9 protein-coding genes are annotated in these 11,971 nt (G+C 58.4%); 3 read left to right on the forward strand and 6 right to left on the reverse strand.

Features of this window, described 5'->3' with window-relative positions; translation table 11 throughout:
* Nucleotides 1-77: 77 nt before the first annotated feature.
* The 3 genes from JYG33_RS17335 to JYG33_RS17345 are packed head-to-tail and all read right to left on the reverse strand — an operon-like array spanning nt 78 to nt 1,943.
* Nucleotides 78-590 carry a flavin reductase family protein gene (locus tag JYG33_RS17335; protein WP_207873379.1) on the reverse strand — a complete coding sequence of 171 codons (513 nt, stop codon included), beginning with the start codon at nt 588-590 and terminating at the stop codon, nt 78-80.
* A 39-nt stretch (nt 591-629) separates the two neighbouring features.
* Nucleotides 630-1,262 carry a pyridoxamine 5'-phosphate oxidase gene (pdxH, locus tag JYG33_RS17340; protein ID WP_207873380.1) on the reverse strand — a complete coding sequence of 211 codons (633 nt, stop codon included), beginning with the start codon at nt 1,260-1,262 and terminating at the stop codon, nt 630-632.
* 9 nt (nt 1,263-1,271) lie between these two features.
* Nucleotides 1,272-1,943: a gamma-glutamylcyclotransferase gene (locus JYG33_RS17345; RefSeq protein ID WP_207873381.1), complete on the reverse strand. Its 672-nt coding sequence runs from the start codon at nt 1,941-1,943 to the stop codon at nt 1,272-1,274.
* Between the two features lie 251 nt (nt 1,944-2,194).
* On the opposite strand from JYG33_RS17345, the gene JYG33_RS17350 reads away from it, so the two are divergent.
* Nucleotides 2,195-2,995: a tRNA threonylcarbamoyladenosine dehydratase gene (locus JYG33_RS17350; RefSeq protein WP_207873382.1), complete on the forward strand. Its 801-nt coding sequence runs from the start codon at nt 2,195-2,197 to the stop codon at nt 2,993-2,995.
* On the opposite strand, the gene JYG33_RS17355 is transcribed toward JYG33_RS17350, so the two are convergent.
* The 3 genes from JYG33_RS17355 to uvrA are packed head-to-tail and all read right to left on the reverse strand — an operon-like array spanning nt 2,972 to nt 10,432.
* Entirely contained in the window at nt 2,972-3,622 is a 651-nt protein-coding gene (locus JYG33_RS17355; RefSeq protein ID WP_207873383.1) for an aminotransferase class IV, read from the reverse strand. The two genes, JYG33_RS17350 and JYG33_RS17355, sit on opposite strands and share 24 nt — an antisense overlap.
* Before the next feature lie 10 nt (nt 3,623-3,632).
* Nucleotides 3,633-4,745 (reverse strand): aminodeoxychorismate synthase component I, encoded by a 1,113-nt coding sequence (pabB, locus tag JYG33_RS17360; RefSeq protein WP_207873384.1) that lies wholly within the window; start codon nt 4,743-4,745, stop codon nt 3,633-3,635.
* Nucleotides 4,718-10,432 (reverse strand): excinuclease ABC subunit UvrA, encoded by a 5,715-nt coding sequence (gene uvrA, locus JYG33_RS17365; RefSeq protein ID WP_207873385.1) that lies wholly within the window; start codon nt 10,430-10,432, stop codon nt 4,718-4,720. Before uvrA ends, pabB begins: the two co-directional genes overlap by 28 nt.
* 225 nt (nt 10,433-10,657) lie before the next feature.
* Here uvrA and JYG33_RS18740 point away from each other — a divergent pair, with 225 nt between their 5' ends.
* Nucleotides 10,658-10,786: a hypothetical protein gene (locus JYG33_RS18740; RefSeq protein WP_003803595.1), complete on the forward strand. Its 129-nt coding sequence runs from the start codon at nt 10,658-10,660 to the stop codon at nt 10,784-10,786.
* 250 nt (nt 10,787-11,036) lie between these two features.
* Nucleotides 11,037-11,960 carry a glycosyltransferase family A protein gene (locus JYG33_RS17370; RefSeq protein WP_207873386.1) on the forward strand — a complete coding sequence of 308 codons (924 nt, stop codon included), beginning with the start codon at nt 11,037-11,039 and terminating at the stop codon, nt 11,958-11,960.
* The last annotated feature ends 11 nt before the right edge of the window (nt 11,961-11,971 follow it).

Here is an 11,971-nt window from a genome sequence, read left to right on the forward strand (position 1 = left end):
TTATGGGCGCGTTGGAGCAAAAGGCGTAGTGTACTCCCGCCATGCAGCCCTCGTCAGGGGCGTATTGAAACACCCTTTCACACCAGGGAAGGCGTCAGATCAAAGTCGCCCGCATGGTAGATCAGGGGCTGATGGGCGCTGCGTTCGCAGTGGGTGACTTCACCGATAAAAATCAGGTGGTCGCCTGCCTCATGCACGGCATAAGGCTTGCACTCGAACCAGGCACTGCAACGCTCGTCATCCAGCATGGGCAAGCCGTGCGGGGAGCGTTTCAGAGGGTGATCGCGAAAACGCTCGGCCTGCTCACCCCAGGCAAAGCGCTTGGCCAGCGATAGCTGACTGGCGCCCAATACGTGAATCACATAACCTTCACCGTCCACAAAATGCGGCAGGGACTGGGAACGCTTGGCCAGCGACCACAGCACCAGAGGTGGGTCCAGAGACACAGAGTTAAAGGAGCTGACGGTCAAGCCAATAGCCTGATCGGGGTGGTCTTTGTTGGCACCGGTCACGACCGTCACGCCGGTGGCGAAACGGCCCAGTGCCGAACGAAAGAAGTCGCTATCGAAGGTAGAAGAAAAAACAGTCATTGCATCGAGTCTGAGGGCAGGCGTCCCCCAAGGAACGTCTTAAGGAGCCAGTCGGCTCACCTGCCAATCAGATTGGTCCTTGCGGTCGAACACCAGCCTGTCGTGTAGGCGCGAGGCACGGCCTTGCCAGAATTCGACGTGGTCTGGAGTCAGTCGGAAGCCACCCCAGTGTTCAGGGCGGGCGGGATGTTCACCTAAGCTGTCAGTGTACTGCTTGGCACGGGCATCCAGCTCTGCGCGGCTGATGGGTTGGCTTTGCGGCGAGGCCCAGGCACCAATACGCGAGCCCAGAGGGCGGCTGTGAAAGTATTCGTCGGATTCGGCTGCGCTAATGCGGCTGATGCGGCCCTCAAAGCGCACCTGGCGCTGCATGGAAGACCAGAAAAAGGACAGGCTGGCCCACGGGTTGTGATCCAGGTCCGTGCCTTTGCGTGACTGGTAGTTCGTAAAGAACACCAGGCCTTGTTCGTCGTAACCCTTGAGCAGGACAACGCGCGCCGATGGGCGGCCGTCCGGGTTCACGGTGGCCAGCGTCATCGCCGTGGGCTCGACTTCCTTCAGTTCAATGGCCTGATCCATCCAGCGTTGAAATTGCTCGCGAGGGTCGGCGCAAAGTTCGTTTTCGCTCAGGGAAAAACGTTCGTATTCATTACGAAAATCAGCAAGGGACATGGGGCGCTCTTAGGCTTGTTGAGGATTAAGCAGTGCAGTCTGGCTCTGTAGTAATTGAACCACTGATTGCAGGCGTTTATCCAGAATTTTAGAGCGTTGCAGCGCCGAGGCGGTTTCCATGACGTATTCAATGCAAGGACCGTTGGTTCCCTGGGCCGAGTACACCACTTGCCGCAACTGCTCATCGGGCATACGCGGTACGTAGGCGTCGGTTTTGCGGTTCATGGTAAAGACCAGTGCGCGAATATCGCCCTGGCTGGTGCGGCAGCGCAACCAGCGGGGAATATAGGCACCGCTGGGCATCTCGCGCAGCCACAGGGCATCGAAGACCTTGGGCACACTGTCAGCAGGGATACGGAAAGCCATGCCGCGGCAGGAGCCACCCACATCCAGCCCAAAGACCAAGCCGGGCTGCTCGGGCGTGCCGCGGTTGATACGTGACCATAAGCACAGCGCCCGGTGATAACCGCGCAGCAAGGCTTGGCGCTGCTCGGCAAATTCAAAATCGGGACGCCAGATCAGGGAGCCGTAGCCATAGACCCACAGGTCCTGTTTTTCACACCATTGCGCCTCTTCCAGGGATTGACGCAAAGAGGCATTGCGCTCTTCGTCAGTCAGGACACGAAAGCTGCACGGTGTGGGTACGGCGGAAGGCGAGGCGGAAATAGAATCGATGTTCACGGCAAAAAGGGGTGGTAAGCCAAAATCACAGATGCTTGAAACCTATGACAATTGTAGAGCAATGACAGTCCACTGTAGCGGGCTTTGATGCTGATAACTAAGGAAAAATACTAATTTGCTTATATGAGTGTTGCTATTTGGCCGAGCAGAGTCAAGCCGCCAGGGCATAAGCACCGTTTCGCGGGCTGGAGAGGCGAAATTAGACGTAGAATTGACGGGTTTGGCCGCATGGGCCGGTGATGGACAGATTGATGACAGAGCAGCACAACATGGATGCCGAACGCCGTTTCGGTGGTTTGGACCGTTTGTATGGAGCCGGAGCGCGCGAGCGTCTGGCTGCCGCCCATGTGATGGTGGCCGGTATTGGTGGTGTTGGCACCTGGGCTGTGGAGGCCCTGGCCCGTTCCGCTGTGGGCCGGATCACCCTGATTGATCTGGACAATATTGCGGAATCAAATATCAACCGCCAATTGCCCGCGCTGGACAGTACCTTGGGTATGGCCAAGATTGAAGCGATGGCCCAGCGCATTGCGCAAATCAATCCTCAATGTCAATTGCAATTGATTGAGGATTTCGTCACCGAGGACAATGCAGCCAGTCTGCTGGAGCAGCGTCCCGACGTATTTCTGGATTGCACCGATCAGGCCAGTGCCAAGATCGCCCTGATCTTGCAGGCCAGGCGTCTGAACGTCCCCTTATTGAGTTGTGGCGGTGCAGGCGGAAAAACCGACCCGTTGAGCTTGCGTCGGGGGGATCTGTCGGTGGCACGGCATGATGCCTTGTTAGGCAAGCTGCGTCAGATTCTGCGCAAACAACATGGTTTTGCGCGTGGCAGTGATGCTCAGGGCCGTGCCTTGAAGCGCGTGCCTCGCATGGGTGTGGATTGCTTGTGGTTTGAGCAGGAAACCCGCCTGCCGCAAAACTGGACCCAGTCCGAAGATGGTGCTTTGCAAGGCTTGGCCTGTGCAGGCTATGGCTCTGGGGTCACGATAACGGCCAGCATGGGAATGCAGGCCGCTGATTACGCCTTAAACCGGATCCTGAACCAGTAAGGCGTTTTGCCAGCCACGCAGGGCATTCGACACACGAATCGCCCGTGCATGCTGCAAGTCTTCCAGAAAAAGCTCTGTTTCACGGGCCAGACCGCTATTCAGGAGTGCCTGTCGTTGTACGCCAGGCAGGAGCCAGCCTTGTGCGGGTGGCGTCCACCAATGGCCCTGCTCATCCTGGATATAGATATTGCTGCGGCTGCCTTCGCAAACCCGGTTTTGCGTATCCAGAAAAATCACATCAAAGAGTTGGGGATGCTTTTCCAGCAGGGCAGCGGCTTCCTGATACCAGGGGCGATGCGTGGTCTTGTGCGAGAGCAGGCGGTCCTGGGCAGACAGAGGTATCTTGGACAGGCACAGTTGTAAAGGCCCTTCCAGAGCGGGCAGGGCCTGCGCCTCGGCTTTTGCACTGGCTTTTGCATTCCACAGAATACGCAGCCGCAAAGGCGTGTTGACGGGGGCTTGGCCCAGCGCGGTATGCATGGCCTGTAACCAGGTCTGGGCATCCCAGTCGTAGCCCAGTTCCGCGCAGCTACGCGCTACGCGTTCCAGATGCAGCTCCAGCAAGGGAATCTGGCCATCGGCGTCTACCCGCAAGGTTTCTATCAATTCAGGTTTGCTTTGGCTCATGATGCGGCCTTTAAGTCAGTGTTACAGGGGCTTGCAGCACGCGGGCTTTCCACAGGCACTCCAGCCATTCCTGGTCCGGGTCGGAATCCAGCACAATGCCTCCGCCCACACCAAAGGTGCCTTGGCCGTGATTATCCAGCTCCAGACTGCGGATGCTGACGTTCAGGGACAAGTCGCCTTGGGGGCTAAGGTAGCCGACCGAGCCACAGTAAATGCCACGTCGCTGTTTTTCCAGCTTGCGTATGCACTGCATGGCGGCCAGCTTGGGGGCGCCGGTAATGGAGCCACAGGGAAACAGCGCGCGCAGCAGGGTCTCCAGACCGCAATTCGGGTCTACTTCGGCCTGAATGCTGGAAGTCATGGTCCAGACAGAGGCATATTGCTCGACATCGAACAGGCTGGTGGTGTGCACGCTGCCGGTGCGGGCGACCTGACCCAGATCGTTGCGCAGCAAGTCCACAATCATCAGGTTCTCGGCCCGGTCTTTCAGGCTGCTTTGCAGTTCCTGAGCGTTTTTCTGATCTTGAACAGGGTCGGTGTCACGTGGGCGCGTGCCTTTCATGGGGCGGGTCCGCACACAATTGCCACGCTTTTCCAGGAAGAGCTCGGGTGAAAGCGACAGAATATGGCGATCACCCAAATCCAGATAGGCACCGTAGGCCACGGGATGGCGGCTGGCCAAGGCGGTATAGAGATCATGCGGTGCCATGCCCGATTGAATACGCAGGGGCATGGTGTAGTTGATCTGGTAGAAATCTCCGGCTTGCAGTCCAGCTTGAACCTGTGCCAGGGCCTCTTTGTATTCTTGCTGACTGATCTGTTGGCTGACCTTCAGCTCCGGAGCCGCCTGGCTGTCCCATAAGGCGACTTCTTGCGCATCTTCAAACACCAAGGCGTTCAGGGGCGCGTGCAGGGCCGCTTCGCGGGCGGGCAGACGGGGTTCAAACAGCTCGGCCAGTTCATAGTCCAGCGCCAGAGCCACCCAGTGGCCTGCCTGACTGGCCTGTTCGATCTTTTCAAAAGCAGTACTTAAGTCTTCAGGGCTACGGGCCTGGATATGGCCCAGGTAGCCCTGCATTTCCAGCGCATAGCCTTTTAGTCTGTCTTCAAATCGGCCATACATGCGCCGTGTTCCTTTAAAAATTCCGCCAAAGCCATGCCGGTATGCGAGGCTCGGTTGGCTTGTACCTGATCCGGGGTGCCCTGCACCACCAGTCTGCCGCCGCCCGAGCCGCCTTCAGGGCCCAGATCCACGATCCAATCTGCTTCGGCAATCAAATCCAGATTATGTTCAATCACCAGCACGGTATGGCCCGCGTCGACCAAACGGTGCAAGACCACAATCAGCTTTTCCACATCCGCCATGGACAGGCCCACGCTAGGTTCGTCCAGCACGTACAGGGTATGCGGAGCCTTGTAGGCACGGCCCGTACGGGTCAGACCTTCATCCAGACGGGCCTTGACCAGCTCGCTGACCAACTTGACGCGCTGCGCCTCGCCACCGGACAGGGTGGGGGAGGGTTGGCCCAAGGTCAGATAACCCAGGCCCACGCTTTGCATGAGCTGCAGGGGGCGCAATATTTTAGGATGTGCGGCAAAGTATTCAACCGCCTCGTCCACATCCATTTGCAAAAGCTGACCGGCGGATACGTCTCGCCAGGTGACGGCCAGGGTTTCCGGGTTGAAACGCTTGCCGTGGCAGGCATCGCAAGGCACCTTCACATCCGGCAGGAAGCTCATTTCCAGCGTGCGCATGCCTTGGCCTTCGCACAAGGGGCAGCGACCATCGCCGGTATTGAAGGAAAAGCGTGACGCGCTCCAGCCGCGCAGGCGGGCATCGTTGGTGTTGGCAAACAGTTTGCGCACCTCGTCCCAGAAGCCGATGTAGGTGGCAGGGCAGGAGCGCGGTGTTTTACCAATGGGGGTCTGGTCTACTTCCAGCACGCGGTCCAGACTTTCCCAGCCGCTGATGCTGGAGCAACCTTGCCACACAGGGGTTTCTTTGCTGCCGACCACTCGCTGCAAGTTATCCAGCAATACGTCTCGGGCAAAGGTGGATTTGCCGGAACCCGACACGCCCGTCACCAGACTGAGTTTGCCCAGTGGGATACCCGCCTGGACCTTGTTCAGGTTGTGCAGGCTGGCATCGTGTACCGTCAGCATGGGCGCGTCGGCCTGTACGGGACGGCGTGCCTGCATGGGGTGTTTGAGTGGTTCGCGCAGATAGCGACCAGTCAGCGAATTGGGGTTGGCCTCGATTTCTGCCAGCGTGCCCTGGGCGATGACTTCGCCACCGCGCTTCCCGGCACCGGGGCCCATATCAATAATGTGCTGAGCACGGCGTATGGTGTCTTCGTCGTGCTCAACGACCACGAGCGTGTTGCCATTGCCTTCCAGACGCGCCATGGCTTTGAGCAGAATCTGGTTGTCGCGGGGGTGCAAGCCAATGGTGGGTTCGTCCAGCACATAGCAGACGCCCTGCAGGTTCGAGCCCAACTGAGCTGCCAGACGGATACGCTGTGCCTCGCCACCCGATAGGGTGGGGGCGGCACGATCCAGTGCCAGATAGCCCAGACCCACTTCGTGCATGAAGTCCAGACGGCTGCGAATTTCATTCAGAATGTCGCGCGCAATGTCGGCCTCGCGGCCACTCATGTTCAGGCTGCCAAAAAAGGTTTGTGCTTCATCCACGGGCAGACCAGCCAGCTTGGCAATGGATTGGTCGCGCCATTCAAAGGCCAGAGACACGGGATTCAAGCGTTGTCCGTGGCAGCTTGGGCATTCCACTGCTTCGCCTTCATAGCCGTTGTTCCAGCTATTTTCCTCGCCAGTCTGCTCCTGGTCGAAGCCGGTCAGCTTCAAGCCCGTACCAAAGCAGTCCTTGCACCAGCCGTGCTTGGAGTTGTAGGAGAACATGCGTGGGTCCGGCTCGGGGAAGCTGGTGCCGCAGCAAGGGCAGGCGCGTTTGACCGAGAAGTGCTGCTGGCTGGCGTTGGACAGCGGTTTACCTTGTCGACGCTCGTCCAGAGACATGGCACCCGACGGCGTCAAGGGAGCCAGCACGCTAAAGGAGCCGTGGCCCAGTTCCAGCGCCTCGCGGATGGCCTGACGCAATTGCAGTTCATTGCGTGGGTCAATAATCAGATCGGCCACCGGCAGTTCCAGCGTGTGTTCGCTATAGCGATCCAGACGCGGCCAAGGGTTGACGGGAATGAACTCGCCATCCACACGCAAATGGGTATAGCCCTTGCCTTGAGCCCATTTGGCCAGATCGGTGTAATAGCCTTTGCGGGCCGTAACCAGGGGAGCCAGCAAACCTATATGCTCGCCTTTATGATCGCGCAGTAGTTGAGCGGCAATCTGCTCGGCGGTCTGCGGTGCGACAGGCACATGGCAATCCGGGCAGTATTGCGTAGCCAGCTTCACGTACAGCAGACGCAGGAAGTGATGGATCTCCGTCATGGTCGCCACGGTGGATTTACGTCCGCCGCGGCTGGTGCGCTGCTCAATGGCAACGGTAGGCGGAATGCCGTAAATCGCGTCCACATCGGGCTGACCGGCAGGCTGCACAATGGCGCGTGCATAGGCGTTCAGGGATTCCAGATAGCGGCGCTGACCTTCGTTAAACAGAATATCGAAGGCCAGAGTGGATTTGCCTGAGCCTGATACCCCTGTCACCACTGTGAAGGTGTTGTGCGGGATATGGACCGAGATGTTTTTCAGGTTGTGCTCGCGCGCATTCAGAATGGCGATCTGGCCATCGTTGCTGCCGCCGGAGCTGGCCTTGTAGTCCACCGCAGGTTCCTGGAACAGGGCCGAGCCTTTGCCGATCGTGGCTTGTTCGTACTCTTTCAGGGCATGGCCGGTGTGGGACTGTTCCAGGGCCATGATATCTGCCGGTGTTCCAGCACCCAACAATTGACCACCATGTTCGCCGCCCTCGGGGCCCAGATCAATAATCCAGTCTGCCGCGCGGATCAGGTCCAGATTGTGCTCAATAATCAGCAGGCTGTGACCGGCGGCCAGCAGTTTGCGGAAGGCGCGCATCAGGCGGGCAATATCGTCAAAGTGCAGGCCGGTGGTGGGCTCGTCGAACAGGAACAGATTGCCTTTCTTGGCAACCTTCACCTGGCTCAGACGGGTGCGTGAAGCCTGGGCCAGATAAGCCGCCAGCTTCAGACGTTGCGCCTCACCGCCCGAGAGCGTGGGCACAGGCTGACCCAGTTTCAGGTAGTCCAGACCCACATCGGCCAGCGGAGCCAGACCGGTTTGCACATCGCGCAGGCCCTCGAAAAACTCCATGGCCTGATGCACGGTCATGTCCAGCACCTCGTCAATCGAGGCGCTGCGACCAAAGTGTTCGATACGCACTTCCAGCACTTCGGGGCGGAATCGCTTGCCATCGCAATCGGGGCAGCGCAGGTACACATCGGACAGGAACTGCATTTCGATATGTTCAAAACCCGTGCCGCCGCAAGTTGGGCAGCGTCCATCGCCACTATTGAAGCTGAAGGTGCCGGGCGTGTAGCTGCGTTCTTTGGACAGTGGGGCCTGGGCAAACAGCTTGCGGATAGGGTCAAAGGCGCCGACATAGCTGGCCGGGTTGGAGCGGGCCGTCTTGCCGATAGGGGTCTGGTCCACCATGACCACTTCGGCAATTTGCTCGGCACCCAGCAGGGCACCGTAAGGGCCTGGGGCTTCGGTCGGTTTGCCTTGCTGTTTCAGGATGGCCGGGTAGAGCACGTCCTGAATCAGGGTGGACTTACCCGAACCGGAGACGCCCGTTACGCAAACCAGACGGCCTAGCGGAATGGACACGGAGATATGGCGCAGATTGTGCGCGCTGACGTCTTCAAGCAGCAGGCGGGGCGTGTTTTCGGCCACCGGCATAGGGCGGGGCGATTCAATGCTCAGCTCGCCACTCAGGTAGCGGCCTGTCAGTGTTTCCGCACCGCGCAAGGCTTGGGGGGAGCCATCAAACAGAATCTGGCCACCGCGCTCGCCCGGGCCGGGGCCCATGTCCAGAATACGGTCGGCTGCCACCATCACTTGTGGGTCATGCTCGACTACGACCAGCGTGTTGCCATTGCCGCGTAGACGGTGCATCACTTCAATAATGCGGTGCATGTCGCGCGGGTGCAGACCAATCGAGGGCTCGTCCAGCACGAACAAGGTGTTTACCAGCGAGGTGCCCAGCGCCGTAGTCAGGTTGATACGCTGCACTTCACCGCCAGACAGGGTGCGGCTTTGGCGGTCCAGGGACAAATAGGACAGGCCCACATCACACAGATAATCCAGGCGGGAGAGCGTTTCTTTCAGGAGCAGATCGATAGCCGCATCGCGTGCGTCACCAAAGTGCAGGCCACGGAAGAAGGTACGTACATGCTCAATAGGCAGACGCATCAGGTCCGGGACGCTCAGGCCGGGCATGGCATCCAGTTGTTCGCGCAGCCATTGCGAATGCACAGGCATGAAGCGTGGATAGCGGGAATCGGCAGGTGCAGCCTGATCGCCGACGCGCCACAAACTGGCTTCGGGTTTCAGACGCGAACCAGCACAAGAGGGGCAGGTGTTGTAGCTGCGGTACTTGGACAGCAGCACACGCACGTGCATCTTGTAGGCGCGCGATTCCAGCCAATCGAAAAAGCGCTGGGCGCCGTACCACTGGGTTTTCCAGGCCTGATTGCCGCCTTTCCAGTCCGGGGTGCCATTAATCACCCAGTCGCGCTCTTCCTGGCTCAAGTCTTTCCAGGGCACTGCCAAGCGCACACCGGCCGCCGGGGCGTAGCGCTCCATCTCGACCTGACATTCTTTGTAGCTGGCCGTCTGCCAAGGGCGAATTGCGCCTTCCAGCAGGCTTTTGCTGGGGTCGGGAACGACCAGACCGTAATCAATCCCCATCACCCGGCCAAAGCCGCGGCAGGACTCACATGCGCCCAAAGGCGAGTTGAAGGAGAAGGTGCTGGCAACGGGCGTGCTGTATTCAATGTCGCACTGGGCACAGTGCAGGCCCTGGCTGAAACGCCAGGCGGTTTCCGGGCCGTCGGCACTGGCCGAGGCATAGACCGTCAGTTTGCCCTGGCCGTGGCGCAAAGCCGCTTCGATGGCTTCCATGAAACGTTCCGGCTCTACCGTGCTGGCGCGGAAGCGGTCCTGAATCACATAAAGCAGTTTTTGTTCTGTTGGAGCTGCTTTGGCGGTCTTGCTGCTTTTGCTTTTTTTACTGCTGATGCTGCTGGCCGTAATCGTATGGGTTTCTTCGTGGTGCAGGCGGGTGTAGCCCTGCTGATGCAGCAAGGTTTCAATTTCTTGCTGCGTGAAGTTGGCCGGAACTTTGACGGCAAAGGTCAGGACCAGACGGGGATCGTCGTGGTCCTGCGCCAGTTTGCGAATCTGTTTGGCAATGCTGTCGGCATTGTCGCGGCGCACCGGCTGGGCGCACTGGCGGCAATACAGCTCACCCAGACGGGCGTACAGCAGCTTGATGTAATCGTTCAGCTCCGTCATGGTGCCCACGGTACTGCGAGAGTTGCGCACCGGGTTCACCTGGTCAATGGCAATGGCAGGCAGGATGCCTTCGATGCGATCAACCTGGGGCTTGTCCATGCGGTCCAGGAACTGGCGCGCATAGGGGGAGAATGTTTCTACATAGCGCCGCTGGCCTTCTGCATACAGGGTGTCAAAGGCCAGCGAACTTTTGCCTGAGCCGGAAACGCCGGTAATAACCAGTAACTCGCCCGTTTTGATACGTACATTCAGGTTTTTCAGAGTGTTCTGGCGGGCGCCAAAAATGCGAATTTCTGAGCTCATGGCAAGGTCGGCTTTCTGGAGAGGGCAGGATGGGGAGGCGGCAGCGAAAAGGCCTGTCAAACAGGCCCCATGCGCCAGTGAGAGCGGTACATGCCAGCAAGGTGTTGCCAGGGATGCACACTCTAGCCTTTGTATCTTAACGCGGATTACGGTAGAATTTCTGGTTAGCTATTGCGCTTTTGTCGGGATCATCCGGCAGGGCTTACATTAAGATCGGAGATCACCATGGCGGAAATCAAACGCACTCGCCGCAACACGCTGGAGCGTCGTTGCCTGGGTAAAGCATTCAAACGTCTGTTTGTGCGCGCACCCAAGGGCGTTTTCAAAATGCTGGAAAAAGTTAAGCGCGTCTAAGTGCTTGGCTTGAGCGGTGCACAAGCAGGAATCTGATTTTCCAGCTTGAGACCACCCCTAGCAGCAAAAAAACCACAGGCTTGCCTGTGGTTTTTTTGTGCGCGTTTGATTTTGCTTCGGGTTTGCCAGGAGCCCTGCAGATAGTGCGCTGCACAGTGCTGTGCTTGCCTTATGATGGTGTCATCCTGATGCAGATGTAAGTTGCTGCCCGTAACAATAATCAAAACAGTGGTTTATGGGGACACCGTGTATGGAATGGCGCCATTTGTTCACCGTCCTGACACCGAGCTATAACCGCGCTCATACCTTGGAGCGCGTTTACCGTTCCTTGTGTGAGCAGACCTGCCAGGATTTTGAGTGGGTGGTGGTTGACGATGGCTCCACCGACGGCACACGAGAACTGGTGCGGGGCTGGCAACAGCAAGCCTCTTTTCCGATTCATTACGCCTGGCAGGAAAACCGGCACAAGAAAGCCGCTTTTAATCACGGCGTGGCCCTGGCGCAAGGTGAACTGGTGGTGGCGTTGGACAGCGACGATACCTTGCTGGTCAACGCCCTCTACGACATGGCGCAGATCTGGGCTGATATTCCCTTATCCGAGCGAGCAGGCTACGCGGGGATTACGGGCCTGTGTGTACGCCCCGATGGCAAGGTGGTGGGCGATATGTTCCCCAAGGATGTTTTTGACGCCAGCTCGCTGGATATGAGCTTTCGCTACCATGTGCGCGGGGAGAAGTTTGGCTGTCTGAGTACAGCGGTACTGCGCAAATTTCCCTTTCCCGATCAGGTCGAGGGCTTTGTACCTGAAAGCCTGGTGTGGCGTGCCATTGCCCGTGCGGGTTACAAAAACCGTTTTGTGAATACCGTGTTTCGGGTCTATCACGACAGTCCCGATTCCTTGTCCGTACAGGGTAAAACCAGTCAGCAGCATGCTTTAGGTTTGTGGCTGCTGGCTGAAGATACGGTAGTGAAGTGTCTGCCCTGGTTTCGCTATGAGCCCAAGGCTTTTTTGATGGCGGCGGCGCGTTATACGCGTTTTGGTCTGCATTTACGTGCTAGCGGGCGTAAGCCACCGGCGGGTTATGGGCTCAAGGGCCTGGCTTCGTACGGTTTGGTGGGGCTGATGTGGCCCGTGGGTATGGCTCTGTATCTGCGAGACCGGATGCGGGCCTAGCCTGCCCGCAT

The organism is Alcaligenes sp. SORT26 (genome assembly GCF_017377875.1).
GTDB lineage: Bacteria > Pseudomonadota > Gammaproteobacteria > Burkholderiales > Burkholderiaceae_B > Alcaligenes > Alcaligenes parafaecalis.